Origin of the sequence: Aeromonas sp. Y311-2, assembly GCF_027706025.1 — a bacterium.
Classification (GTDB): domain Bacteria; phylum Pseudomonadota; class Gammaproteobacteria; order Enterobacterales; family Aeromonadaceae; genus Aeromonas; species Aeromonas veronii.
Window position 1 is genome coordinate 39,943 of the sequence record NZ_JAPDCL010000027.1, and the last position, 25,069, is coordinate 65,011.

At 56.9% G+C, this 25,069-nt stretch carries 24 protein-coding genes and 1 pseudogene; 17 read left to right on the forward strand and 8 right to left on the reverse strand.

All coding sequences use genetic code 11. The features are described 5' to 3' along the window. Positions 1-255: 255 nt before the first annotated feature. From OKC42_RS19665 to OKC42_RS19690, 6 genes are all read right to left on the reverse strand, one after another. Positions 256-477, reverse strand: coding sequence for a DUF2835 family protein (locus OKC42_RS19665; RefSeq protein ID WP_270820697.1), 222 nt, complete (start codon positions 475-477; stop codon positions 256-258). Between the two features lie 72 nt (positions 478-549). Further along, positions 550-3,174: an aminopeptidase N gene (gene pepN / locus OKC42_RS19670; protein ID WP_270820699.1), complete on the reverse strand. Its 2,625-nt coding sequence runs from the start codon at positions 3,172-3,174 to the stop codon at positions 550-552. Between the two features lie 144 nt (positions 3,175-3,318). Next, entirely contained in the window at positions 3,319-5,334 is a 2,016-nt protein-coding gene (prc, locus tag OKC42_RS19675) for a carboxy terminal-processing peptidase (RefSeq protein WP_042062350.1), read from the reverse strand. A gap of 8 nt (positions 5,335-5,342) precedes the next feature. After that, positions 5,343-5,981, reverse strand: coding sequence for an RNA chaperone ProQ (gene proQ, locus OKC42_RS19680; RefSeq protein WP_139747246.1), 639 nt, complete (start codon positions 5,979-5,981; stop codon positions 5,343-5,345). Between the two features lie 102 nt (positions 5,982-6,083). Next, a complete protein-coding gene (locus OKC42_RS19685) occupies positions 6,084-6,542 on the reverse strand; it encodes a GAF domain-containing protein (protein ID WP_005336610.1) in 459 nt (152 codons plus the stop codon). A gap of 93 nt (positions 6,543-6,635) precedes the next feature. Beyond that, complete coding sequence (locus OKC42_RS19690) at positions 6,636-7,097, reverse strand: hypothetical protein (protein ID WP_005351925.1); 462 nt, start codon at positions 7,095-7,097, stop codon at positions 6,636-6,638. A gap of 281 nt (positions 7,098-7,378) precedes the next feature. On the opposite strand from OKC42_RS19690, the gene ccoN reads away from it, so the two are divergent. The 11 genes from ccoN to ttcA all read left to right on the forward strand — a co-directional run bounded on the left by ccoN (position 7,379) and on the right by ttcA (position 17,628). Continuing rightward, positions 7,379-8,803, forward strand: a complete 1,425-nt coding sequence (gene ccoN, locus OKC42_RS19695) for a cytochrome-c oxidase, cbb3-type subunit I (protein ID WP_005336616.1) — start codon at positions 7,379-7,381, stop codon at positions 8,801-8,803. A gap of 16 nt (positions 8,804-8,819) precedes the next feature. Next, positions 8,820-9,434, forward strand: a complete 615-nt coding sequence (ccoO, locus tag OKC42_RS19700) for a cytochrome-c oxidase, cbb3-type subunit II (RefSeq protein ID WP_005336618.1) — start codon at positions 8,820-8,822, stop codon at positions 9,432-9,434. A 10-nt stretch (positions 9,435-9,444) separates the two neighbouring features. Then, on the forward strand, positions 9,445-9,624 hold the full coding sequence (locus OKC42_RS19705) for a CcoQ/FixQ family Cbb3-type cytochrome c oxidase assembly chaperone (RefSeq protein ID WP_005336620.1): 180 nt from the start codon (positions 9,445-9,447) through the stop codon (positions 9,622-9,624). Then, positions 9,624-10,607, forward strand: coding sequence for a cytochrome-c oxidase, cbb3-type subunit III (gene ccoP, locus OKC42_RS19710; RefSeq protein WP_019446377.1), 984 nt, complete (start codon positions 9,624-9,626; stop codon positions 10,605-10,607). Before OKC42_RS19705 ends, ccoP begins: the two co-directional genes overlap by 1 nt. A 140-nt stretch (positions 10,608-10,747) precedes the next feature. After that, positions 10,748-11,248 carry a FixH family protein gene (locus OKC42_RS19715; RefSeq protein WP_139411796.1) on the forward strand — a complete coding sequence of 167 codons (501 nt, stop codon included), beginning with the start codon at positions 10,748-10,750 and terminating at the stop codon, positions 11,246-11,248. 93 nt (positions 11,249-11,341) lie between these two features. Next, entirely contained in the window at positions 11,342-13,726 is a 2,385-nt protein-coding gene (locus OKC42_RS19720; RefSeq protein ID WP_270820701.1) for a heavy metal translocating P-type ATPase, read from the forward strand. Positions 13,727-13,864: 138 nt separating this feature from the next. After that, positions 13,865-14,053: a cbb3-type cytochrome oxidase assembly protein CcoS gene (ccoS, locus tag OKC42_RS19725; RefSeq protein WP_081990675.1), complete on the forward strand. Its 189-nt coding sequence runs from the start codon at positions 13,865-13,867 to the stop codon at positions 14,051-14,053. Continuing rightward, complete coding sequence (locus tag OKC42_RS19730; protein ID WP_108613359.1) at positions 14,037-14,723, forward strand: sulfite exporter TauE/SafE family protein; 687 nt, start codon at positions 14,037-14,039, stop codon at positions 14,721-14,723. The genes ccoS and OKC42_RS19730 overlap by 17 nt, the downstream gene beginning before the upstream one ends. Positions 14,724-14,791: 68 nt before the next feature. After that, entirely contained in the window at positions 14,792-15,547 is a 756-nt protein-coding gene (locus tag OKC42_RS19735; protein WP_005351934.1) for an FNR family transcription factor, read from the forward strand. A 150-nt stretch (positions 15,548-15,697) separates the two neighbouring features. Beyond that, positions 15,698-16,645, forward strand: coding sequence for a universal stress protein UspE (uspE, locus tag OKC42_RS19740; protein WP_005345417.1), 948 nt, complete (start codon positions 15,698-15,700; stop codon positions 16,643-16,645). A 74-nt stretch (positions 16,646-16,719) separates the two neighbouring features. Further along, a complete protein-coding gene (gene ttcA, locus OKC42_RS19745; RefSeq protein WP_115578116.1) occupies positions 16,720-17,628 on the forward strand; it encodes a tRNA 2-thiocytidine(32) synthetase TtcA in 909 nt (302 codons plus the stop codon). A gap of 103 nt (positions 17,629-17,731) precedes the next feature. Here the strand turns inward: ttcA and OKC42_RS19750 are convergent, their stop codons facing one another. Both OKC42_RS19750 and OKC42_RS19755 read right to left on the reverse strand, forming a co-directional pair. Then, positions 17,732-18,418 carry a DUF2987 domain-containing protein gene (locus tag OKC42_RS19750; protein WP_158112593.1) on the reverse strand — a complete coding sequence of 229 codons (687 nt, stop codon included), beginning with the start codon at positions 18,416-18,418 and terminating at the stop codon, positions 17,732-17,734. Positions 18,419-18,434: 16 nt separating this feature from the next. Further along, a complete protein-coding gene (locus OKC42_RS19755; protein WP_191966274.1) occupies positions 18,435-19,172 on the reverse strand; it encodes a hypothetical protein in 738 nt (245 codons plus the stop codon). 201 nt (positions 19,173-19,373) lie between these two features. Between OKC42_RS19755 and potA the strand changes: the two genes are divergently transcribed. From potA to OKC42_RS19785, 6 genes and pseudogenes are all read left to right on the forward strand, one after another. Then, on the forward strand, positions 19,374-20,477 hold the full coding sequence (potA, locus tag OKC42_RS19760; RefSeq protein ID WP_270820704.1) for a spermidine/putrescine ABC transporter ATP-binding protein PotA: 1,104 nt from the start codon (positions 19,374-19,376) through the stop codon (positions 20,475-20,477). Beyond that, positions 20,464-21,351: a spermidine/putrescine ABC transporter permease PotB gene (gene potB, locus OKC42_RS19765; RefSeq protein WP_052200020.1), complete on the forward strand. Its 888-nt coding sequence runs from the start codon at positions 20,464-20,466 to the stop codon at positions 21,349-21,351. Before potA ends, potB begins: the two co-directional genes overlap by 14 nt. Next, the gene (gene potC, locus OKC42_RS19770; protein ID WP_005336644.1) at positions 21,348-22,118 is read left to right on the forward strand and encodes a spermidine/putrescine ABC transporter permease PotC; all 771 of its coding nucleotides are present in this window, start codon (positions 21,348-21,350) and stop codon (positions 22,116-22,118) included. Before potB ends, potC begins: the two co-directional genes overlap by 4 nt. An 81-nt stretch (positions 22,119-22,199) precedes the next feature. Then, on the forward strand, positions 22,200-23,267 hold the full coding sequence (locus tag OKC42_RS19775) for an extracellular solute-binding protein (protein WP_270820707.1): 1,068 nt from the start codon (positions 22,200-22,202) through the stop codon (positions 23,265-23,267). A 367-nt stretch (positions 23,268-23,634) separates the two neighbouring features. After that, complete coding sequence (locus OKC42_RS19780; RefSeq protein ID WP_236355945.1) at positions 23,635-24,660, forward strand: hypothetical protein; 1,026 nt, start codon at positions 23,635-23,637, stop codon at positions 24,658-24,660. Positions 24,661-24,847: 187 nt separating this feature from the next. After that, positions 24,848-25,006 (forward strand): annotated as a pseudogene (locus OKC42_RS19785) (glutathione S-transferase); the annotation flags it as partial. Positions 25,007-25,069: the final 63 nt, after the last annotated feature.

A 25,069-nucleotide genomic window follows, 5' to 3' on the forward strand; every position in this document is an offset into this window, starting at 1 on the left:
ATTAACCACCGACGCAGAGGCAACCACCCTGGTTACCCGCTGGTGCAGAGTTGTTGCGAAGTGTAATGGCTTGGATAAGGGAAGGCGAGGAAAGGTGCTAACGAGATGTTAAAAACAAGGTGCAGATCACGGCTTAAACTGTGAGAAATTTTGCAAATAACCAAAAATACAGAAATTCCCACTACCTTTGTGCCAGTTTGCCGGATAGATAGTGACTCAAAGCAGATAAACAGTCGGTAATCTGTTCACTTTTTGTTAATTTATGCGTTCGAGACTGATAAAGCGGTAATCGTCCTGGGTTTTCAGCCGAAAGTAGCCATGCACACCATTGATGGCGACAAAGGGCCGTATTTTTTCTATGCCAAGTTCCAGGGTCAATCCCTGTTCGCTGCGCACCACCAGCCGTCTGGCATGGCCCTGATACATCAGTATCACCTCATCGCTATTCAATGAGAGCCGAAAAGTAAACTGCTTCACGCTTGCTCCTGATCACACGGCAAATCACATAATGGGGGGCAGGCGCGTTCAACGCCCCTGCCCCGTCGCTACTTACTGCTGCAGCGCCTTGCTTACCTTCTCGAACAGATCCCGTGCCAACCCCTCAAGGTTGGCAAGACGGGTCAGCTCGGCGCGGATAAGGGCCTTGCGCGCTTCATCCAGTCGCTTGAACTGGATAAGAGGCGTGATGAGGCGGGAGGCCACCTGCGGATTGACCTCGTTGAGCTCGATCAGCAGATCAGTCAGGAAGCGGTAACCGCTGCCATCCACCGCATGGAACTGCACCTGATTGCTCATGGCGAAGCTGCCGATCAATGCCCGCAGCCGGTTCGGGTTGCGAATGCTGAAGGTGGGGTGATTCATCGCCTGCTTCACTTCGCTAAGCACATCGGCAGCCGGTTTGCTGCCAATCAGCCGCAGCCAGTTGTCCAGCACCAGTCCATCCTTGGCCCACTTGCCCTCGAAATCGGCCAGCAGCGCGGCGCGGCATGGCAGCAGATAGCCGTTGGCCACCTGCAACGCCGCCAGGGTGTCGGTCATGTTGTCGGCGGTTGCGTACTGCTCGCGCACCAGCGCATCGGCATGCTCCGCATCCAGCGCCGCCAGATAACCGAGCACCACCCCTTTGAGAGCTCGCTTGGCCATGTCGGCGTGCACCACCTGATAACCACTCAGACGCAGGCTCTGATAGGTTGCCGCCAAGCTCGCGCCAAAGGCCTCGGCAAGACGGGTGTGGATCGCGTCGCGCACCTGATGGATGGCATCGATATCGGCCACCTCGAACAGCTCGGCCAGGGTCGCCTCACCGGGCAGCGCCAGGATCTCCGCCTTGAGGGCCAAATCCAGCTCGCTGTCGTCAAAAATGGCGACGAAGGCGGCCAGCAGGGTTTGGGAGAGCTCAACCCCCTGCCCATGTTGCACCCGCGCTACCCCTTCGATGACCGCCTTGTTGATCAGCATCTGCGCCGCATCCCAGCGGGCGAACTCGTTACGGGCAAAGCGCATCAGGAAGGCGAGCGCTTCATCGCTGTAGTCATAGTGCAGCTTGACCGGCGCGGAGAAGTCCCGCAGCAGGGAGGGAACCGGCTTGACCGGCACCTGATCGAATTCGAAGGTCTGCTCCGCTTCCAGCACGTCGAGCACATTGCCGATGGCCTTGCCCTGATGCTGCAGAGGGATGACGGCACCTTGCTCGTCATAGAGTTCGATATCGAACGGAATGTGCAGCGGCAGCTTTTGCGGCTGATCCTGAGTCGGCGGGGTATGCTGGCGCACGTGCAGACGGTAAATTCCGCTCGCGGCATCGTACTCGTCGGTCACCGTCAGCTCGGGGGTGCCAGACTGGCTATACCAGCGGCGGAAACGGCCGAGATCCACACCGGAAGCATCCTCCATCGCCTGCACGAAGTCATCGCAAGTGGCGGCCGAGCCGTCGTGACGCTCGAAGTAGAGACGCATACCGGCCTGGAAGGCATCTTCCCCCAGCAGGGTGTGCATCATGCGGATCACTTCCGACCCCTTCTCGTAGACGGTCAGGGTGTAGAAGTTGTTCATCTCGATCACCACATCCGGGCGGATGGGGTGCGCCATGGGGCCGGCATCTTCGGCAAATTGCGGGCCGCGCACGGTACGCACGTTGTTGATGCGATTGACGCCGCGAGAGCCCAGATCGGAGGAGAACTCCTGATCCCGGAATACCGTCAGCCCCTCTTTCAGGCTGAGTTGGAACCAGTCACGACAGGTGACACGGTTGCCGGTCCAGTTGTGGAAATATTCGTGACCGATCACCCGTTCGATACCGTGGTAATCGCTGTCGGTGGCAGTAGCCGGATTGGCCAGCACGAATTTGGAGTTAAAGATGTTGAGTCCCTTGTTCTCCATGGCGCCCATGTTGAAGAAGTCCACCGCGACGATCATGTAGATGTCGAGGTCATACTCGAGGCCAAAACGCTGTTCGTCCCAGCGCATGGAGTTGATGAGGCTCTCCATGGCAAAACCGGCTCTGTCCAGGTTGCCCTTGTCGACGAAGATCTCGAGAGCCACTTTGCGGCCGCTTTGGGTGGTGTAGTGGCTGCGTTCCACATCGAAATCACCGGCCACCAGCGCAAACAGGTAGCTCGGTTTGGGGAAAGGATCCTGCCACTGCACGAAGTGACGGCCACCATCCAGATCACCGCTGTCGACCTTGTTGCCGTTGGAGAGCAGGAAGGGGAACTGGGCTTTGTCGGCGGTAATGCGGGTGCTGTAACGGGCCAGAATGTCGGGGCGGTCCAGATAATAGGTGATGCGACGAAAGCCCTCCGCTTCACACTGGGTGCAGTAGGCATCGCCAGACTTGTAAAGCCCTTCCAGCGCAGTGTTGGCAGCCGGATCCAGCAGGGTGACAATGGTCAGCACACATTCGGCAGGCAGGTTGAACAGAGTCAGGCTGCTCTCGCCTTGCTCGTAGTGGTCACAGGGAATGCCATCGATGGCAACGCTCTTGAGGGTCAGCTGCTCGCCATCAAGGACCAGCGGCGCATTGTGCTCGCCGTTGCGGCGAATGCGGGTGATGGCGGTGACCTGGGTCAGCGGCTCCTGCAGTTGGAAATCGAGGTCGATGGTGTCGATCCAGTAGAGCGGCGCCTGATAATCCTGGCGATATTTGGCCGTCATGGCCTGGGAGTGATCGGTCATTATTGTCTGCTTCCACGCTTGTTAAAGGCGAGAAAGAGGCTGTCACAACCAACTGGCGGGGTCAAACAATTTGCATTACGTCAGATACGCCAGACAAAAAGAAAGGGCGACCGAAGTCGCCCTTGTGCATTAGGTGTCACCTTGTCAGCTGCGTTTGCTGACCTTGGCCAGATCTGCCGTGATATTGGCCGCTTCGATGAGATACTCATCGGGCGCTTCAAAATCAGCAGGCAGTTCATCCAGACTCTTCACCGCCGGCTTGCCAAGACGTGCCAGACGCTCGTTGGTACGTTTGAGCGCTTTCTCATCCTGTTTCGCCTGCTCTGCAACACGCTCCGCCTCGTTGAGGGAGACCGACTTCTTGTCTTTCTCCTCCTTGTAGTCGGCGATGTCCTGCATCACATAGGCAAACTCGGGATCCTTGGCGATCCGGGCATCGTGCGCCGACTGCAACTTGGGCAGCAGGCTGGCGAAGTTGCCGAGTTTCTCGTAGTTGGCGGAGGCAATCTTGTCCCACGGCAACGCATTGAACTCACGGCTCTCGCCCGTCTCTTCCGGGGCAACCGGTGTCGGGAAGCTGATATCCGGCGCAACGCCCTTGTTCTGGGTACTGCCACCGTCGATCCGGTAGAACTTGGCGATGGTGTACTGCACGTGACCCAGCGGCTGCTCGTAGAAGTCATAGACCTTGGCGAGGCTGCGATGCTGCTGCACCGTCCCCTTGCCGAACGAGTTTTCACCCAGGATCAGGGCGCGGCCATAATCCTGCATGGCGGCTGCGAAGATCTCGGAGGCAGAGGCACTATAGCGATCGATCATCACCGACATGGGGCCGCCGTAGTAGACGTTGCCATCGTCATCGCCATTGACCGTGATACGGCCCATGTGATCACGAATTTGCACCACGGGACCGCTGGCAAAGAAGAGACCGCTCAGGGCGGAAGCTTCGGTCAGGGCGCCACCGCCGTTACCGCGCAGATCGATGATCAGACCATCGATCTTCTGCTTGTTGAGGCTGGAGAGCTCCTTGATCACGTCGTCGTGCAGATTGACGTAGAAACTCGGGATCTCGATGACGCCAATCTTCTTGCCTTCGGCATTAATCACCTTGGACTTGGCGGCCCTGTCTTCAAGGCGCACCTTGTCACGGGTCAGCTCGATCTGCTCGGTCTTGGCAGTTGCGCCCTTGCCGCGCTGGATCTCCAGCTTGACCTTGCTCCCCTTGGGCCCCTTGATGAGCTCGACCACGTCATCAAGACGCCAGCCGATCACATCGACAATCTTGCCATCTTCCTGCCCTACCCCGGTAATCTTGTCATCGGGTTTGAGGTGGTTGGATTTGGCAGCCGGGCCACCGGGCACCAAAGAACGGATGACGGTAAAGTCATCTTCCGCCTGCAACACGGCACCAATCCCCTCGAGCGAGAGGTTCATCTCGGTGTTGAAACGATCGGCACTGCGCGGTGAGAGGTAACTGGTGTGCGGTTCGATGGCGCGAGCGAAGGAGTTCATGAAGAGCTGGAAGACATCCTCACTCTCGGTCTGGGACATCCGCTTGATGGCGTTGTTGTAACGCTTGCCAAGCAGCTCCTTGATCTCGGGCCACTCCTTGCCGCTGAGCTTGAGACTCAGGGCATCGAACTTGACCCGCTGACGCCACAGCTCGTTGAGCTCTGCTTCATCTTTGGGCCAAGCCGCCCCTTCCCGATCAAACACATAGTTGTCGGTCTGGGTAAAATCGAAAGGAGTATCAAGCAGTTTGAGGGCGTATTCGAACCGCTCATAACGCCGCTGCTGACTCAGGTTGAACATCTCGTAGGCGGGAGCCAGACGGCCTCTTTCGAGGTCGGTGTCAAAACCGTTACGGTACTTTTCAAAACGGCTGATATCAGAGGCCAAAAACAGGTTGCGGCTGTAGTCCAGATTCTCCAGATATTTATCGAAAATCACGGAGGAAAAGGCATCGTCAAGCTTGAACTGTTTGTAGTGCGAGCGGGTAAACAGATTGGTAATTCGCTTGCTGGCCGTAGCATGTTGGCTCTCTTGAGCCAACACAGGCAAATCACTCTCCTTGAGCACCGGCTCGATGGCCTGTGCAAGCCCGGCAAGCGCCAGGCTACAGGCAACGAGGGAAAAACGAATTACGCCATGCTTCAACATTTGTCTCCTTAGAGAACCAAGTGCTCTGATTTGACCCGCACCATCATGCCGGTCTGCAGTTGGACCTGTACATCGTCCTTGGTTACTTCCTTGATGGTTGCCGGAACCGGGAATTTACCCATAACGACGCGCACATCCTGGCCCACTTTCAGCGTAGCGGCATCCACTTTAACCAGCGGAGCGTCAGCGACCGGTGCCTTGGCGGCAGCTTTCGGCTTGGCAGCTACATCAGTTTTCTCGGTTTTGCGCACAGCAGGACGACGAGGCTTCTTGGCCTTCTCATCCTTCTCTTTGGTATTGGTACGACGGCTGGCGAATACGCGCTCTTTGCTCTCTTTCAGAGCTTGCTTGGCGTGCTCGATGTGCTCTTCGGTCAGCAGCTCGCCCGGGTTGCCATCCAGATCAACGCGAGCCTGGCCAGCTTTGAGACCGTGCAGGTAGCGCCAGCTGGAGGTGTATTGACGCAGTGCGGAACGCAGCATGGTCTTGGAGACTCTGGCATCGTCAGCAAGACGCTCGGCCAAATCCTGGAAGATGCCAATCTTGAGCGGCTTGGCCTCTCCTTCAGCAACGAAGCAGGCCGGGAATTTCTCGACCAGGTAGGCAACGATCTCTTTACTGTTCTTCAGCTTCTCAGTGTTTTCCATGTATAACCTTGGCTTTCATATAAACGCACGGGCACGTCCCGAGCACAACAAAGGCCCCATTATAGAGAGCTTGGGGCCTTTTGCGAACCATCTAGCAATGACTTAGAGCATGCTTTCCAAAATTTGCACCGTTTCTTCGAGGCCAATCCGGTCTTGCTGGTCGAAACGGTTAAAAATCGGACTGTCGATATCGAGCACCCCGATGATCTCGCCACCACGGCGAACCGGGATCACGATTTCCGAGTTGCTCGCGCCATCGCAAGCGATGTGACCGTCGAACTGGTGGACATCGTCAATGAGCTGGGTTCTCCCCTCTGCCACTGCCGTACCACACACCCCGCGGCCGACCGGGATCCGCACGCAGGCCGGTTTGCCCTGAAATGGCCCCAATACCAGGGTCTCGCCCTGCAACAGATAAAAACCGACCCAGTTGATCTCCTCCAGCTCCTGATTAAGCAGTGCGGAGAGGTTGGCCAGATTGGCAATCAGATCGGTTTCCCCCTCCAGCAGCGCCTTGGCCTGCTGGTTGAGGGTGCGATAAAACGGTTGTTTTTCAATCATGATTAAATGAACTTCACTCCCTGATGGTTTGGGGAAGGTAACGCCTGGCCGGGAAATTTCAAATATTTTTTCCACTCCCCACCTCTTGCGCCGTTATTCCCGGGCAACGGAAAGCGCCAATTGCTGGCGTTGACCATTACTCCACTCGATATTTAACAACCAGATCATGACGGGTGATGTACAGCTCCCCACCTGTGTCACCCCCTGCCACTGTCCGTCTATTTCTTCAAAGCTCACCGGAATGGTGCCCATAAACATATCTTTGCCTTCGAGTGTCGCTTTCACCGGTTTGATGGCCGGATCGCCGCCGGTAATAGCGATGGCAAAGTCATGTTCAGCGCGCAGCGGTAATTCCTTGATGGCGACCGTCAGTGGCTTGTCACCAATCAGCGCGCTGCAAGGGGTGTGGGAAAGATCACAAATCTGATCTTTTTTCTGGTCAGCAGAGACGCTGTTATCGGCCGAAAACCAGGTGCGATAGGCCATCAGCGCCAATAACAGCGCCAATACCAGTACGAGGTGCAAAACTTTACGTGCGGTAAGTCTCTCTTTCATCAAAAACAGCCCGATTAAGATGCAATTAAAATAGTTTTTTGTGATCTCGAACAAGGTAAAAAACTGCCATATCGAGACCGGACGGAGCCAAATATATCACTGTTTATACTGTTATTTTACCTGTCACTTCAGTATCATTCCCATGCAGTTTTCATTTAGCCATCTTTTGCTTTTCCTTTCGTTAACAGATGTTAACAACTGGTCGGCGGTGGCTGATGAAGCCAGTCCGGTCCTCCGGATACAAAACCAAACAACAGCAGCATCGGAAGCGGAATATAACGATGAGCCATACAACTAACCATCCTGAGTACAACTACACCGTTGTTCGCCAGTTTACCGTCATGACGATTGTCTGGGGAATTGTCGGCATGTCGGTTGGCGTACTGATCGCAGCCCAGTTGATCTGGCCTGCCCTCAACTTCGAGACCCCGTGGCTGACTTACAGTCGTCTGCGGCCCCTCCATACCAACGCAGTGATCTTCGCCTTCGGCGTCAGTGCACTGATGGCCACCTCGTTTTACGTGGTGCAGCGCACCTGTCAAACCAGACTGTTTGGTGGCCCGCTGGCAACCTTCGTCTTCTGGGGCTGGCAAGCAATCATTCTCTCTGCCGCCATCTCTCTTCCGCTGGGTTACACCTCCGCCAAAGAGTATGCCGAGCTGGAGTGGCCGATTGATATCGCCATCACTGTGGTATGGGTCGCCTATGCCATCGTCTTCTTCGGCACCCTGATGAAGCGCACCACCTCCCACATCTATGTGGCGAACTGGTTCTTCGGCGCCTTCATCATCACCGTTGCGGTGCTGCACATTGTCAACAACATGGAAGTGCCGCTCTCCGGCATGAAGTCCTACTCCATGTACTCCGGCGCCATGGACGCCATGGTGCAGTGGTGGTATGGCCACAACGCGGTAGGCTTCCTGCTGACCGCCGGCTTCCTGGGGATGATGTACTACTTCGTGCCCAAGCAGGCCGGTCGTCCGGTTTACTCCTATCGCCTCTCCATCGTGCACTTCTGGGCGCTGATCTCCCTCTATATCTGGGCCGGTCCGCACCACCTGCACTACACCGCACTGCCTGACTGGGCTCAGTCCCTCGGCATGGTTATGTCCCTGATCCTGTTTGTCCCCTCCTGGGGCGGCATGATCAACGGCATCATGACCCTCTCCGGTGCCTGGCACAAACTGCGTTATGACCCCATCCTGCGCTTCCTGATCGTCTCCCTCTCTTTCTACGGCATGTCGACCTTCGAAGGCCCGATGATGGCGATCAAAACCGTCAACGCCCTCTCCCACTACACCGACTGGACCGTTGGTCACGTTCACTCCGGTGCGCTGGGCTGGGTTGCCATGGTCTCCATCGGTGCGGTTTACCATCTGATCCCGAACCTGTTCGGCCAGGGCCGGATGTACAGCGTCAAGCTGATCAACGTTCACTTCTGGCTGGCGACCGTGGGCACCGTGCTCTACATCGTTGCCATGTGGATTTCCGGCGTGATGCAGGGCCTGATGTGGCGTGCAGTCAACGAAGACGGCACCCTGACCTACAGCTTCGTTGAAGCGCTGCAGGCATCCTATCCCTTCTATTTCGTGCGCTTCCTGGGAGGCTGCTTCTTCGTCACCGGCATGTTGCTGATGGCTTACAACGCCTATCGCACCATCACTGCGCCCAAAGGTTCTCTGGAACCTGTCGCCCAGCCAGCATGATTGAAGAGGTCAACCCATGAGCAACAATAACCGTCACGAAATATTTGAAAAAAGCGTTCCCATGCTGGTGGTCGGCATCATCTTTGCCATCAGTCTGGGGGGCCTGGTTGAAATCACCCCGCTGTTCTTCCAAAAGCAAACCACCGAGCCGGTGGAGGGCCTCAAGCCCTACACCGCTCTGCAGATGGAAGGGCGCGACATCTTCATTCGCGAAGGCTGCACCAACTGCCACAGCCAGATGATCCGTCCGTTCCGTGCCGAAACCGAGCGTTACGGTCACTACTCGGTCGCCGGTGAGAGCGTCTGGGAGCACCCCTTCCTGTGGGGCTCCAAGCGTACTGGTCCGGATCTGGCCCGTGTCGGTGGCCGTTACTCCGATGAGTGGCACAAGGTTCACCTGATCAACCCGCGCGATGTGGTACCGGAATCCAACATGCCCGCCTACCCCTGGCTTGATACCAATGTGCTGACCGGTGAGATGACGGCCAAGAAGCTGGCGCTGTTCCGCGATCACTTCGGTGTGCCCTATACCGACGCCGATATTCAGGGTGCAGGCGAAGCCGTCAAGGGCAAAACCGAGCTGGATGCGCTGGTGGCCTATCTGCAATCACTGGGTCATGCCCTGAAATAAGGAGGCGAAAATGGACTACGGCACATTTCGCGGTCTGTATACCCTGCTGTTGATGGCCATCATGATTGGCATCATCGTCTGGGCCTACAGCAAACGCCGCAAGACCTCTTTCGACGAGGCTGCCAATCTGGTTTTTGCCGATGATGAGCAACCCGGTGCTGATAAAAAGAACGCAGGAGCGAAACAATAATGAGCACTCTGTTTAGCATTTTTGTGACTGTCATCAGTCTGGGAACTATCCTCGGCTGCTTCTTGCTGCTGATGTGGTGCCGCAAGGACAAGATGGGTGTGGAAGAAGGCAAATCGATGGGTCACTCCTTCGATGGCATCGAGGAGATCAACAACCCGCTGCCGAAGTGGTGGACTTACATGTTCCTCTTCTTCATCGTCACCGGTCTGGTCTATCTGATCGCCTTCCCGGGGCTTGGCAACTTCAAAGGCCTGCTGGGCTGGCAAAGTTCCAACCAGGACGTGCGCTCGCTGGCCGAGTCCAAGGCTGCAACCGAATCGGCCAAGGCTGAAGGTCGCGCGGTGGAGTATGACCGTGAGGTCGCCAAGGCTGACGAGATCTACGGCGCCAAGTTCCGTGAACTCACCTACGAAGCGGATGGCAAAACCTATCGTGCCATCACCGAGATCGCCAAGGATCCGGAAGCCCTGAAAGTGGGTCAGCGTCTGTTCCTGCAGAACTGCTCCCAGTGCCACGGCTCTGACGCCCGCGGTGGTCGCGGTTTCCCGAACCTGACCGACAGCGAATGGCAATGGGGCGGCCAGCCTGATCAAATCAAGACCACCATCATGGGCGGTCGTCAGGGGATCATGGCTGCCTGGGGTGAAATCCTCGGCAAAGATGGCGTTCAGGAAGTGGCCTCCTATGTGCTGAGCCTCTCCGGTCGCAAGGTCGACCTGGTGGAAGCGAAGAAAGGTGAAGCACGCTTCGCCATCTGCGCTGCCTGCCACGGGGCCGATGCCAAGGGCGGTGTTGCCGTCGGCGCGCCAGATCTGACCAACAACACCTGGCTCTACGGTGGCTCCCGCGAAGTGGTGGTGCAAACCATCACCCACGGTCGTCACGGCGTAATGCCAGCCTGGAAAGACATTCTGGGTGAGGACAAGGTTCACCTGCTGGCCTCCTACGTTTACAGCCTGTCTCATCAACAGTCTGCCAAATAAGGTTCGCCCGTAACGTTGTAACATGTGATAAACACGTGATTACACAGCAAAAAGCCTCGACTCCTCGAGGCTTTTTGTTATCTTGTGTTGCGTAAAAACCATCTTCCACGTTAATCATTCGTTTCATGGCAGTAGCAATCATGACCCAATCTCTATCCAAACCGTGGTATCGCCAATTCTGGCCCTGGTTTATCATCGCCCTCCCCACTGCCGCCGTTGTTGGCAGCATCGCCACCGCCATCATCGCCAGCAAGGATGGGGTCAATCTGGTGGCCGAGGACTATTACAAACAAGGGAAAGAGATCAATCAGGACTTGAGCAAGTTTGACCGCTCCGAAGCGCTCAATATCCGCTTTGGGCTGGAGGTTGACGGCAACGAGCTGACCCTCAAACCCATCAGCGGTGACATTCCTGCCGGGCAAGCTCTCTATCTCTCATTGTTTCACCCGACCTTGGCCGGTCAGGACAGCGAACACATGATCACCGCCGATGCGAGCGGCACCTATCGCCTCCATTTCGACAAGCCGCTGGTCGGCAAGTGGCACATTCGGGTCGATGCTTTCGATCACGAGTGGCGATTGCAAGAGACCGTCCAGCTGCCCACCCTGGCCCCTGTCGAACTCGACCCGAAAGGACGCTAAGCCATGACCGGCTGTTATCACTGTGGCGAGCCGGTTCTCGCCAGCGCCCCTGCTGCTTGCATTCAGCATTCAGCATTCAGGGAGGCATAACGCATGACCCCCTGCTTTCACTGTGGCGAGCCGGTACCCGCCAATAGTGGCTATTCCCTCGAGATAAAGGGGATTGTTCGCCCCATGTGCTGCCCCGGTTGTCAGGCTGTGGCAGAGACCATCATGGAGTGCGGCCTCGCAAGTTACTACGATCACCGCACCGCTCCCGGCACCAAGGGCGATCTGGTGCCCGAGGAGCTGGCCGCCCTCACCCACTACGATCTGGCAGAAATACAACAGGATTTTGTCACCGACAACGGCACCCTTCGCGAAATCCAGCTGACAGTAGAAGGGCTAACCTGCGCAGCCTGTGCCTGGCTGATCGAACGCCACCTGATGACCCTTGGCGGCCTGCGCTACATCAACGTCAACACCACCACCCACCGGGCCCGCATCAAGTGGGATCCGGACCTGCTCTCTCTGAGTGACATCCTCAAGGGATTTGCCCAGATCGGCTATCGCGCCTATCCGTTCCAGACCCATCAACAGGAGGCGCTCTACGCCAAAGAGGTGCGCAGCTATATGTTCCGGCTGGCACTGGCGGGGCTGGGCTCGATGCAGGTGATGATGTGCGCCGTGGCCCTCTACATGGATCTCTTCATCAGCGTTGAAGATGAGTTCATGGTCTACTTCAAGTGGATAAGCCTGCTGCTCTCCACCCCCATCATGATCTACTCGGCCCAGCCCTTTTACGTGGGTGCCTGGCGCAGCCTGAAACAGGGTCACCTGTCGATGGATGTGTCGGTGTCACTTGCGCTGATCGGTGCCTTTGTTGCCTCCATGTGGGCCACTGTGTTCAATACCGGTGAGGTTTATTACGACTCCATCACCATGTTCGTCTTCTTCCTGCTGCTGGGGCGCTTTCTCGAGTTGCGGGCCCGACGCAAGGCGTCGGAATCAAGCTCCAACCTGGCGCGACTGGTGCCCATCATGGCGACCCGCATCGATGATGAAGGGGAACACGAGGTAGCGGCCAAGACCTTGCAGGTCGGCGATCGGGTACGTGTGCTGGCTGGCGCCACCTTGCCGGCGGATGGCATCATTGTCGAAGGGCAAGCCAGCCTCAACGAATCCATGCTGACCGGTGAACAGCTGCCCCTGCTCAAACAGCACGGTGATCAGGTCTATGCCGGCACCATCAACACGGATGCCCCGCTGCAGATCCGGGTCAGCCACCGTATTGAAGAGTCGCGGATCGCTCAGATCATGCGGCTGCAGGATCACGCCCTCGACGACAAACCGGCCATCGCCCAGATGGCGGATCAACTGTCGCGCCACTTTATTCTGGTGCTGCTGATCATTGCCGCTGCGGTCTGGACCTTCTGGCACTTCCATCAACCGGATCAGGCGTTCTGGGTCACCCTCGCCGTGCTGGTTGCCACTTGCCCCTGTGCCCTGTCGCTGGCCACCCCGACGGCGCTAACCTCGGCCACCGCCAATCTGACCCGCAACGGCATTCTGCTGCGCCGTGGTCATGTGCTGGACGTACTGACCAAGGCCAACCGGATCGTGATGGACAAGACTGGCACCCTGACCACAGGTGAGATCAGTCTGACCGGCACCACCACCTTGGGAGAGATGGACGAGACGCAATGCCTCGCCATCGCCCGGGCCATGGAGGCGCAATCCGAGCACCCCATAGCTCGCGCCTTCCGGCTACCCACCGACAGTATCAGTGTGCTGCCATCCGTTCGCGAGATCACCCCGGTCATCGGTCACGGCATCACAGCGCTGGTGGATGGCGTACGCTACCGCATCGGCAGTGCCCGCTGGCTTGGGCTGGATCCGGCGCAAGAACGCGGCCGCGGTCTGGCTATCTATCTGGCCGACGAGCAGCAGGTCTTGGCCCGCTTCAATCTGGAAGATACCCTGCGCCCCGATGCCAGGGCGCTGATCACGGCATTCAAGGCGGCCGGTCTGCAAACTACCGTGCTGACTGGCGACAGCTCTCTGCAGGCAGACGAGATTGCCCGCGAGCTGGGGGTGGATGAGCTGGTCAAGGGGGTCTCGCCCGATGGCAAGCTGGCCTACCTCAAGGCCCGGGAAGCCCAAGGGGATATCAGCATCATGGTGGGCGATGGCATCAACGACGCCCCGGTACTGGCTGGCGCTCACGCCTCGTTCGCCATGGCCGGTGGCACCGATCTGGCGAAAAACAGCGCCGATGCCATCCTGCTGGCCGATGACCTGAGCCGACTGCTCGAGGCCAGAGTGCTGGCAATGCGTACCCGCAAGATCATCATCGAGAACTTCGCCTGGTCCATCGGTTACAACCTGCTGGTGCTGCCGCTGGCGGCCTGCGGCTGGCTGCCGCCCTATCTGGCGGCGGCGGGCATGTCGCTCAGCTCACTCATCGTGGTAACCAACTCCATGCGCCTCAACCGATGAGGCTGGTGGCGGAAAATAGCTGAAAATGTGGCCTGCCTCCGATGCAGGCCACATTTCTCACTGATAGCGGCTGGCCCCCTGCCCGAACAGGGTTACCATAGGGGACGCTTGCCAAGGATGAACGCCAAGGTACCTCTCATGAATATAATTTTTGTCCTGATCCCCATCGCCATCCTGTTTGTGATCATCGCCGGGGTCGTCTTCTTCTGGGCCATTCGCTCCGAACAGTTTGAAGATCTCGACCGGCAGGGTTCCAACATCCTGTTTGACGAAGAGCAACCTGCCCACAAACCCGCAAAGCCTGCTGACCATGACCCACAACCTTGATCTGGCCGGCGCCCTGCTGGTCGGACTGGCAGGCTCTGCCCACTGTATCGGCATGTGCGGGGGTGTATCCGCCGCGCTCTCCATGGCAATCCCAGCCAACAAGCAGCACTTCTGGGGGCGGCTTGCCTATCTGCTCAACTACAACCTCGGCCGGATCCTGAGCTATGTCATTGCAGGTGCACTGGTGGGCGGCCTGCTCGCCACCACCAGCGAGCTGGGCGCTGGCAAACACGCTATCGCCGGCTTGCGCTTGGTGGCAGCGCTATTGATGATTGCGCTTGGCCTTTATCTGGCGGGCTGGTGGCAAGGGATCTTGCTGCTGGAGCGGCTCGGCGCCAGACTTTGGCCCCGTATCAAACCGCTGGCGGGCAAATTTATCCCCTTCACCTCACCTGTGCAGGCATTGCCCTTTGGAATGGTGTGGGGTTGGCTCCCCTGCGGGCTGGTCTACTCCATGCTGACCTGGAGCGCGGCGGCGGGTTCGGCCGGCGGCGGGGCGCTCATCATGCTCTTTTTTGGTCTCGGCACCCTGCCCACCTTGTTCGCGTTGGGGGGGCTTGCCGATCGCCTGAGATACTGGCTCACCCTGCGCAGTTTGCGCCTTGGCGGTGCCCTGCTGCTCATTTTGTTCGGGGTACATACCTTCTGGATTGGCATTGCTTCCTTTTGAAACCCTATCCAAAACGGATGAGTTGATGGTAAACTTGTTTGATATAAATCAATTATTCGTATGAGCCTATGATCCCGGAAAAGAAACCTGGCAGACGTATCCAGAGCGGTGGCTGTGCAATTCATTGCCAGGATTGCAGCATCAGTCAGCTCTGTATTCCCTTCACTCTGAACGACAACGAGCTTGATCAGCTGGACAGCATCATCGAGCGCAAGAAGCCGATCCAGAAGGGTGAAGAGCTGTTCAAGGCTGGCGATGAGTTCAAATCGCTCTATGCCATCCGTTCCGGGACCATCAAGTCTTACACCATCACCGAGCAAGGGGATGAGCAGATCACTGCGTTCCACCTCGCTGGCGATCTGGTCGGGTTTGATGCCATCAACAAGCAGGCCCACCCCTCCTTCGCTCAGGCGCTGGAAACGGCCATGGTGTGCGAGATCCCGTTTGAAGTGCTGGATGATCTCTCCGGCAAGATGCCCAAACTGCGCCAGCAGATCATGCGTCTGATGAGCAGCGAAATCATGGGTGATCAGGAGATGATCCTGCTGCTCTCCAAGAAGAATGCTGAAGAGCGCCTCGCTGCCTTCCTGCACAATCTGTCGGTACGCTTCTCCGAGCGCGGTTTCTCCGCCAAGGAGTTCCGTCTCTCCATGACCCGTGGTGACATTGGCAACTATCTGGGTCTGACCGTCGAGACCATCAGTCGTCTGCTCGGCCGCTTCCAGAAGTCCGGTCTCATCAGCGTCAAAGGCAAATACATTACCGTGCTGGATCAGGTCGCGCTGGGCATGATGGCCGGTGCAACTCGCCCGCCCTGCGGCTGATTTTCCGCTTCCCCTCTCACTTTACTCCTGCTTTTCCTGCCGGATCCTTTCCTCTGGAATGTGATCCGGTACGTTCCCCATACCCTCCTCCTGCGCTAAGCTGTAATGGCTAAGATTCTGCTGTCATTGGACTTTTCCAAGGAGGAGAAGATGGTCAAATATCAGAATATTCTGGTGGTTATCAATCCAGAAGAGGAGCGTCAAATCGCCCTCGAACGGGCAGTCAAAGTCGCCGAGCTGGACGAAAACGCCCATCTGACCCTGCTGCTCACCATCTATGACTTCTCGTATGAAATGACTGCCATGCTCTCGGTGGACGAGCGGCAAGAGATGCGCGACGGCGTCATTTCACAGCGACGTGAGTGGCTGGACGAGATCCTGACCCCCTATCGGGCACAGGGGATCGAATGCGAAGTGAAAGTAGTCTGGCACAATCGTCCCTTCGAGTGTGTCATTCAGGAAGTGCTGGAGCAGCGCCACGATCTGGTGGTCAAAGCCACTCACCATCACAGCTTCCTGCAAACCTTCATCTTTACCCCCACCGACTGGCACCTGCTGCGCAAATGCCCCTGTCCGGTGCTGCTGGTCAAGGAGGGGCACTGGCAACGGGGCGGCAACATCATCGCCGCCATCAACTGCTCAAGCGACGATCCGGATCAGAAACTGCTCAACGAACGGATCACCCAGGAGGGAAGCGACATCGCCGAGCTGCTGGGCTCCAACCTCTATCTGGTCAACACCTACCCGGGCACCCCGGTCAACGTGGCCATCGAGCTGCCAGAGTTTGACCCCAACGCCTACAACGAAGCGATCCGCAAACACCATGAAAGCCTGCTGCTGAGCCATGCCGACAAATTCGGGATCGGTCATCTCTGGACCCGGGTTGCAGAGGGGCTACCGGAAGAGGTGTTGCCGGATATGGCCGAAGAGCTCAAGGCGACCCTGATGATCATGGGCTGCGTCGGCCGTACCGGGCTTTCTGCTGCTCTGCTCGGCAATACCGCCGAACATGTGATTGACCGCCTCTCCTGCGACATCCTGATCCTCAAACCGGCAGACTACAGCTGCCCGGTCGACAGTCGTCGCAATCAATCATAAGGTGCCTGGCACCTTGCCCTCCCCCGGGACATGGCTATAATAACGCGCTTATTTGTGTCCCGGGTTTTACGAGCATGCTAGAAGAGCTGAACGCCAAAGAAAAATACAGTTTTAACAAACTGCAGAAGCGCCTGCGGCGCAACGTGGGTCAGGCCATTGCCGACTTCAACATGATTGAAGAGGGCGACAAGGTCATGGTCTGCCTCTCCGGCGGCAAGGACAGCTTCGGTATGCTCGACATACTGATGAGCCTCAAAGCCAGCGCCCCCATCCATTTCGATCTGGTTGCCGTCAACCTGGATCAGAAGCAGCCCGGCTTCCCCGAGCATGTGCTGCCCGATTATCTGGATTCCCTCGGCATCGAGTACAAGATCGTCGAGGAAGATACCTACTCCATCGTCAAAGAGAAGGTACCGGAAGGCAAAACCACCTGCTCTCTCTGCTCACGGCTGCGCCGCGGTATTCTCTACCGCACCGCCCAGGAGCTGGGTTGCACCAAGATTGCCCTTGGCCACCACCGCGACGACATCCTCGAGACCCTGTTCCTCAACATGTTCTACGGTGGCAAGCTCAAGTCCATGCCGCCCAAGCTGGTGAGCGACGATGGCAAGAATGTGGTGATCCGCCCGCTGGCCTACTGCAAAGAGAAGGATCTGATCCGCTACGCCGACGTCAAAGCCTTCCCCATCATTCCGTGCAACCTGTGCGGCTCGCAGGAGAACCTGCAGCGTCAGGCCATCAAGCAGATGATGCAGGATTGGGATCGCCGCTTCCCCGGTCGTATCGAGACCATGTTCACCGCCATTCAGGACGTGATCCCGAGCCACCTGCTCGACCACAAGCTGTTTGACTTCAAGAGCATCAACCGCGACTCCGGCATCATCGATGGCGGCGACAAGGCGTTTGATCCCCCCGAGATGCCAAAGGCGCCGCTGCTGGACATCGACGAGATGGACATGCTGGATGTGATTGAAGTGCGCTAAGCCGCCGTCACAGGGCAAACGCCACGCAATAAAAAAGGAGCGATCATCGCTCCTTTTTTGCTTTCTTGATCTGCCTGTTACCAACGTGGCGGCACCATCGATATCAGCCCTTGTGCAACCAGGGGGTCAGGCGCAACACGTCACCCTGCAGGCGCAGTTGCCCGGTCGCGAACGCGGCCAGTTGCTCATTGCTCAGCAGCAGGTGGCCTTCCTCCCAGGGGAGCGCCTCCTGACGGGCGCCATCAATCAAATAAGCAGTGCCACTCTGCTGCACCAGGGTAATGCGAACCCCTTCCATCTTCGGCAGGAAGTGCTTGCCGACCATGCCCGCCATCTTGTCGAGCAGCGACTGCATCTGCTGTTGACGGGCCGCCAGCTCCGCCAGCGGCAGCTCGGGCCCTTTCGGCGCATCTGCCATCACCTGTACCGTCATATCGCAAGTGGCGTGCTCTTCTTTCAGGCCGACGGTCACGATCCCCTTGTCGAGGTTGAGATCCTCATCAAAAGGCAGGCGCAGTTCGCTATCGACCGTTACCTCGCCCGCCACTTCCTTGCTGTCGGTTGCAACCCGGGCAAAGGTGAGGCCGCAGCGCTGACCATTTTGCGGATCGGTCAGATAAAACCCCAGTCTGGCGTGACCAAACTCCCCTTTGGCAAAGGTCTTCATCTGGCTGTAAAAGGTGCTGTATTGCAGATCCAGCACCGGCTCAGCAAGCGCCAGCCCTGGCAGCAAGAGCGTGGCCAGCAGACTCTGGCGCAAAACCTTGGTCACTCCATATCGACGGGTCATTCAACGTCCTTTTGCATCATGCATTGAAATGGTTGGGGCCTTCTGTCACCTCGTTAACCTCTACCCCCACCCCGCAGAGATCCCGATAGAGGATCCCCTTGCAGTTGAAATAGAGCGGTGCCACCCAGATAAGCCCCAACCCCATGGGGATCAGAGCCAGGAAGAAGAGCGCGGTCATCACGCCGTGGAACAACACAATGCTGGGCCAACCGCGCGCAAAGAGCTTGAGAGAGACCAGAATGGCCTGGGGCGGCGTCAGGCCGCGCTCCAGCACCAGAGGTACGGTAAAGAGCAGCCCCATGCCGATCAGGGCCGAGGGAATGAATGAGAGTACGGCGGGCAACCCTACCAGATCGAATAGCGGGCCAAACAGGCTGGTGAGCAGACTGCCAAGCAGGCTCAACATGCCGAGGCGTACAAAGTGGCGGAAGAAGTCGAACACCTGGTTGGCGCGGGCGCGCACCCCGACCGACTGCTGCAACCCCAGCATATCGAGGGAGCTGGTCATGGGGGCCATCACCACCGTCATCAGCAGGCTCAGCACCATGGCCACATTCATCTGGCTGTCATCCCCCAGATAGGGCAACAGCAGCACATTGCTGAGCAGGATCCAGATCGCCGTCACCCCGACAATCGCCAGCAGCAGGCCAAATCCGGTACGGCGGGTCTGTTGCCATCCCTCCTGGATGACCCCTTTCAGATCAAGGCGGTAGCCCTGGTTCAGAGACTGCTCAAGGGAGCCGCCAATACGCATTTTATTACTCAATTGACTATCCAATATCGAAAACGACCAAATCAGGTGGCACATTATAGCGATTTGGTCTGCTATTCGTAGCCGTTTTTCCTGCGCACTTGCGGCTAATTCGGGCCAAAAAGCCTTTAATTTCATGTGTCGGCTGCATAGAATGCGGCCCTCTTTCAACACGATGGCCACTGGCTGGGGTGAGACTGGCGGATGATGAACAATCCACAGGTAATTGTCGCGCTGAACAAGATCAGCAAAAAATACGATGGCAAGGTGATCCTGAGTGACCTTGACCTTGAAATCTATGACGGTGAATTTCTTACCCTGCTGGGCCCTTCCGGCTGTGGCAAGACCACCCTGCTGCGCCTGCTGGCCGGGCTCGAATCGGTCGATGGTGGCACCATCCATCTGGCCGGTGACGAGATCACCCATATCCCCGCCGAACACAGGCACATCAACACCGTGTTCCAGAGCTATGCGCTCTTCCCCCATATGACGGTGTTTGAAAACGTCGCCTTTGGCCTCGAGATGCAGAAAGTACCGGCCAGCGAGATCCGCCAGCGGGTCGAGGAGACCCTCGCCATGGTGCAGCTCACCGAGCTGGCCAACCGCCGCCCGGATCAGCTCTCCGGCGGTCAGCAACAACGGGTCGCCATTGCCCGCGCCGTGGTCAACAAGCCACGCCTGCTGCTGCTCGACGAATCCCTCTCGGCGCTCGACTACAAGCTGCGCAAACAGATGCAGAGCGAGCTCAAGGCGCTGCAACGTCGCCTTGGTATCACCTTTGTCTTCGTTACCCATGATCAGGAAGAGGCACTCACCATGTCTGATCGCATCCTGGTGATGGAAGGCGGCAAGATCATCCAGCGCGGCACCCCGCGCGATATCTACGAATCGCCAGCCAACCTGTTCGTGGCCCGCTTTATCGGCGAGATCAACGTGATGGATGGCAAGCTGATCAGCCAGCGCGAGCCCGGTATCTGGCAGGCGGAGGTGGAGGGGCGTGAATGCCTGCTCCATACTACCTTGCCGTTCCAGCCAGACGACAAGGTGCTGGTGCTGCTGCGCCCGGAAGATCTGCGCATTCTCGATCAGGATGGCGATCAAAGTGGCGCGCTGCGGGGCAATATCCGCGAGCGCAACTACAAGGGGGCGACGCTGGATTCGGTGATCGAGCTCGAAAGTGGCAAACAGCTGCTTATCTCCGAGTTCTTCGACGAGGATGACCCCGACTTTGACTATCGCCTGGGTCAGGAGGTGGCGATCCACTGGGTCGACAGCTGGGAGGTGGTGCTGCCCTATGAGCCTCACTAATCTGCGGGTAGCGCACAGCTTTGCCCACAACGGCTTTCGCAACACAGCCATCGCGCTGATCCTGGGCTGGCTAACGCTGTTTGTCTTCCTGCCCAACCTGATGATCATCGGTGTCAGCTTCCTCACGCGCGATGAGTCCGAGCTTATCGCGCCGCTCTTTACCCTGAGCAACTATGGCCGCCTGCTGGACCCGCTCTATTTTGAGGTGCTGCTCCACTCCCTCTGGCTGGCGCTGCTCGCCACCGCCATCTGCTTGCTGGTGGGCTACCCCTTTGCCTGGCTGCTGGCCCATCTGCCAGCGCGTATCCGCCCACTGCTGCTGTTTCTGGTGGTGGTGCCGTTTTGGACCAACTCCCTGATCCGCACCTATGCGCTTAAAGTGCTGCTCGGCACCCGGGGGCTGATCAATGGCTGGCTGCTGGATCTGGGGCTTATCGAGCGGCCGCTGCAGATGATGTATACCGAGGTGGCCGTCATCATCGGGCTGGTCTATGTGCTGCTCCCCTTTATGGTGCTGCCGCTCTACTCCAGCATCGAAAAGCTGGATGGCCGTTTGCTGGAGGCGGCGCGAGATCTCGGCGCCAACGGCTGGCAGCGGCTGGTACGGATCATCCTGCCCCTCACCCTGCCAGGCATCATCGCCGGTTGTCTGCTGGTGTTCCTGCCCGCTATGGGGATGTTCTATGTCTCCGACTTGCTGGGAGGTGCCAAGCATCTGCTCATCGGCAACCTGATCAAGACCCAGTTCCTCAACAGCCGTGACTGGCCCTTTGGCGCCGCCATCAGCGTGATGCTGACGGTGCTGATGGCGCTGTTGGTCTACTGCTACTGGCGGGCGGGCAAACTGCTCAGCAAGAAGGGGGAGCTGGCATGATGCGCGCACTGAAGGCTCTGTTCTTGCTGCTGGTGTTTGGCTATCTCTATGTGCCCATCGGGGTGTTGATCGCCAACTCCTTCAACCTGTCGAAATATGGCATCGACTGGCGCGGCTTTACCCTGGGCTGGTATGAGAAGCTGTTTGCCAGCGCCAGCCTGATGCAGGCGGCCCAGCACTCCCTGACTATCGCCGCCCTCACCGCCACCGCAGCTACCCTGATCGGCACCCTCACCGCCGTGGCGCTGTTTCGCTACCGCTTTCGCGGCAAGCAGTACGTGAGCGGCATGCTGTTTGTGGTGATGATGTCCCCCGATATCGTGATGGCCATTTCGCTGCTGACCCTGTTCGTAGTGACCGGCATTGCGCTCGGCTTCTGGTCGCTACTGATTGCCCACATCACCTTCTGTCTGCCGTTCGTGGTGATCACCGTCTACTCGCGGCTGTGCGGTTTTGATGTGCGGATGCTGGAGGCAGCGCGGGATCTGGGGGCTGGCGAGTGGATCATCCTGCGCCGCATCATACTGCCGCTGGCCCTGCCAGCGGTGATGGCGGGCTGGCTGCTCTCCTTTACCCTGTCGCTGGATGACGTGGTGGTGAGCTCCTTTGTTACCGGCCCGGCCTACGAGATCCTGCCGCTCAAGATCTACTCCATGGTCAAGGTGGGTGTCTCCCCCGAGGTCAATGCCCTGGCCACCCTGATGCTGGTCGCCTCCCTCGGGATGGTGCTGCTGGCGCAACTGTTACTGCGTAAACGGCAGGGTTGACCCTGCCCGTTTCGTCCCCGCCACCTTTGGCGAACTCTGTCACGGTGGGCCGCAAGGCCCCATAACCCCAAGGAGTTGTTGATGACAATCCAACACAAGGCCGGCGCCCTGCTGGCAGCCGCCCTCACCCTCACCACCCCGCTGCTGAGCCAGAGCGCTCACGCGGCCGATGACAAGGTGGTCTACTTCTACAACTGGTCGGAATATGTGCCGGACGGCCTGCTGGAGCAGTTCCAGCAAGAGACCGGCATCAAGGTGATCTACTCCACCTACGAATCCAACGAGACCCTCTACGCCAAGCTGAAAACCCATGGCGACGGCTATGACGTGGTGGTGCCCAGCACCTACTTCATCTCGAAAATGGCCAAAGAGGGAATGCTGCAGCCGCTGGATCGCGCCCAGATGCCCAACTTCAAGCACCTCGACCCTACCCTGCTCAACCACGAGTACGACCCGGACAACCGCTACTCCATCCCCTATATCTGGGGCGCAACCGGGATCGGCACCAACACCGACATCATCGAGCAGCCGGTCACCAGCTGGAAGCAGCTCTGGGCACCGGAGTGGAAAGAGAGCCTGCTGCTGATGGACGATGCCCGCGAGGTGTTCCATATCGCGCTGGTGCAGCTGGGCTACAGCCCCAACACCCAGGACAAGGCGCAGATCGCCGAAGCGTTCGAATACCTGAAAAAGTTGATGCCCAACGTCAAGGCGTTCAACTCCGACAACCCGGCCGACCCCTTTATCGCCGGTGAGGTCAATATCGGCATGCTGTGGAACGGCTCGGCCTACGGCGCCCAGCGCGAATACCCCTCCATCCAGATGACCTATCCCGAAGAGGGAGCGGTACTCTGGATGGATAACCTTGCCATCCCGGCCAAGGCCAAGCATGTGAAAGAGGCCCACGCCCTGATCAACTTCCTGATGCGCCCCGATGTGGCCGCCAAGGTGGCCGAGGCAATTGGCTACCCCACTCCGGTCAAGGATGCCATTCCCCTGCTCACCCCGGCGTTTCGCAACAACCCCATGGTCTTCCCGAGCAACGAAATCAAACGCAAGGGGGAGTTCCAGTCCGATGTGGGGGATGCCTCCCGCCTCTACGAGCAGTACTTCCTGCAGTTGAAAGCCATGGTGGCCAAGGCGGGTTAAGTCGGCGGTTAATTGATCCTGACGGGGTTAATGAATGAAGGGGGCAATTGCCCCCTTCTCATTTTCACCACCAGCCCCTTTTCTCAACGCAACAATCCTTGTAAGTCCCCCCAAGCAGCCAGCTGCATAAAAATTTTTAGGGGGCGAGCAGTGAATGTGGATCATTCCATTCAGATTCAGAGTTGCCCCATTGTGCAGATATAGGCACAATAGATGCATTTATCAGCAATGACAGTACTGTATTATCGAAACCGATAATACCTAGTAGTTCTACTATGCGTTGGTTTTGTGGTTACGGAATTATATGAAAAATTGACGGTAGCGTTGTCAGCCCCTTAAGCGTGTATTAGATTTTTTTGAGGTTAGAATGCCAAAAATTTCCTTAGTCGTAGGTAATGGTTTTTCGATTAGCTTTGGAAAATTTTCAGGGTTAGCGCATAAATTTAACTCACAGGAGCCTATCACTTGGGATGTTACTTGCCCTTCAACGGGAAAAAAACTCTTAACTAGCCTGTATAGATTAGACACTTTGTATAAATTGAACTCAGATAAACCTCACTTTGACGTATTTAAATTGGCCTTGGACGAGGGCTATTGCCAAAGCATTGGTTTAGACAGCTTCAAAACGACACTAGAGTCGAGACATTTCTTAACGCTTGCATTTTCAATGTATAGCCAGCAACAACGTGATCTATTTTCTACCGATTGGGCTTGGTTTCGATGGTTGAAATTACATAAATCCGAAATTACAGCTGCATTTTCGTTGAACTATGATTTACTGCTTGAAACTTCTTTAGATAGACTAAAACGTGAATACTATTCTCTTCAAGTAAATCACCATGGTTACGGGATTCCATTAGTTAAACCACATGGTTCTGTGGACTTTGAAATCACACCAAATAGTATTTTTTATACACCTCAATATCCATTAAATAATTTTATTGATCTAAACAACACTGAAATTATCAGGCTTGAGCAACATGAACTTATGTCTCCGAGGAGACAAGCTCTATGCATAATTCCAAATGAAGCTAACAAATACGCTTCATATCAATGGGTCGCTCCTGCTAATCAATGGTTTGAAAATAAGCTAAAAACCAGTGACTACTGTTTATTTATTGGGATATCTTACTTCGAATGTGATAGACCAGAAATCGATAAAATAATAGACTCTCTTCCACAAGGCTGTGTTATTGTTGTGGCCAATCCATATCCGCCTAAAGCGTTTCTAGAAAAAATCCGTGAAAGACCATATATCATCTGGGACAACCCATTAGGCCCAGTGGACAAAAATGGGGCAATATTAAGTTTAAAATGCTTGGTTACAGGTAAAGCCTTAAGAAAGTGTTTTTGTCGGAGTGGTGTCCCCTATCATTATTGTGGTTGCCACTAAAAATATTACATATGGATAGCCGAGGTGGCCAAAGCCGATTAATTCTGCGCTTTTTCATTACCCCTCAGGGGTGTAGATTGGTTGGGGGCAAGCGTTGCCCCCTCTCTTTTTTCATGACTGCCCGTGGTGCTCCGCGAAGCAATCTTTCGCCAATATCGCGGGTGGCCTGAGCCAATCAGGAGTATTCATGTCCGATCTGACCCTCTATTTCGCTCCCGGCACCTGTGCCATGGCCGTGCAGATTGCCCTGCTGGAAGCAAATGCCCCGTTCCAACCCCGTCTCGTCAACCTCGCCGCAGGGGAGCAGCGTGATCCTGCGTATCTTGCCATCAACCCGTCATTCCGCACCTAATTTTGGCTTTTTCAAAGCTTGACGGCGATCGGCCATTCTGATCTATTACTCTCTTTT

Coding starts and splice junctions, on each gene's coding strand:
- pepN (WP_270820699.1), bottom strand. CDS start 3,174: ATGACCGATCACTCCCAGGCCATGACGGCCAAATATCGCCAGGATTAT.
- prc (WP_042062350.1), bottom strand. CDS start 5,334: ATGTTGAAGCATGGCGTAATTCGTTTTTCCCTCGTTGCCTGTAGCCTG.
- proQ (WP_139747246.1), bottom strand. CDS start 5,981: ATGGAAAACACTGAGAAGCTGAAGAACAGTAAAGAGATCGTTGCCTAC.
- OKC42_RS19685 (WP_005336610.1), bottom strand. CDS start 6,542: ATGATTGAAAAACAACCGTTTTATCGCACCCTCAACCAGCAGGCCAAG.
- OKC42_RS19690 (WP_005351925.1), bottom strand. CDS start 7,097: ATGAAAGAGAGACTTACCGCACGTAAAGTTTTGCACCTCGTACTGGTA.
- ccoN (WP_005336616.1), top strand. CDS start 7,379: ATGAGCCATACAACTAACCATCCTGAGTACAACTACACCGTTGTTCGC.
- ccoO (WP_005336618.1), top strand. CDS start 8,820: ATGAGCAACAATAACCGTCACGAAATATTTGAAAAAAGCGTTCCCATG.
- OKC42_RS19705 (WP_005336620.1), top strand. CDS start 9,445: ATGGACTACGGCACATTTCGCGGTCTGTATACCCTGCTGTTGATGGCC.
- ccoP (WP_019446377.1), top strand. CDS start 9,624: ATGAGCACTCTGTTTAGCATTTTTGTGACTGTCATCAGTCTGGGAACT.
- OKC42_RS19715 (WP_139411796.1), top strand. CDS start 10,748: ATGACCCAATCTCTATCCAAACCGTGGTATCGCCAATTCTGGCCCTGG.
- OKC42_RS19720 (WP_270820701.1), top strand. CDS start 11,342: ATGACCCCCTGCTTTCACTGTGGCGAGCCGGTACCCGCCAATAGTGGC.
- ccoS (WP_081990675.1), top strand. CDS start 13,865: ATGAATATAATTTTTGTCCTGATCCCCATCGCCATCCTGTTTGTGATC.
- OKC42_RS19730 (WP_108613359.1), top strand. CDS start 14,037: ATGACCCACAACCTTGATCTGGCCGGCGCCCTGCTGGTCGGACTGGCA.
- OKC42_RS19735 (WP_005351934.1), top strand. CDS start 14,792: ATGATCCCGGAAAAGAAACCTGGCAGACGTATCCAGAGCGGTGGCTGT.
- uspE (WP_005345417.1), top strand. CDS start 15,698: ATGGTCAAATATCAGAATATTCTGGTGGTTATCAATCCAGAAGAGGAG.
- ttcA (WP_115578116.1), top strand. CDS start 16,720: ATGCTAGAAGAGCTGAACGCCAAAGAAAAATACAGTTTTAACAAACTG.
- OKC42_RS19750 (WP_158112593.1), bottom strand. CDS start 18,418: ATGACCCGTCGATATGGAGTGACCAAGGTTTTGCGCCAGAGTCTGCTG.
- OKC42_RS19755 (WP_191966274.1), bottom strand. CDS start 19,172: ATGCGTATTGGCGGCTCCCTTGAGCAGTCTCTGAACCAGGGCTACCGC.
- potA (WP_270820704.1), top strand. CDS start 19,374: ATGATGAACAATCCACAGGTAATTGTCGCGCTGAACAAGATCAGCAAA.
- potB (WP_052200020.1), top strand. CDS start 20,464: ATGAGCCTCACTAATCTGCGGGTAGCGCACAGCTTTGCCCACAACGGC.
- potC (WP_005336644.1), top strand. CDS start 21,348: ATGATGCGCGCACTGAAGGCTCTGTTCTTGCTGCTGGTGTTTGGCTAT.
- OKC42_RS19775 (WP_270820707.1), top strand. CDS start 22,200: ATGACAATCCAACACAAGGCCGGCGCCCTGCTGGCAGCCGCCCTCACC.
- OKC42_RS19780 (WP_236355945.1), top strand. CDS start 23,635: ATGCCAAAAATTTCCTTAGTCGTAGGTAATGGTTTTTCGATTAGCTTT.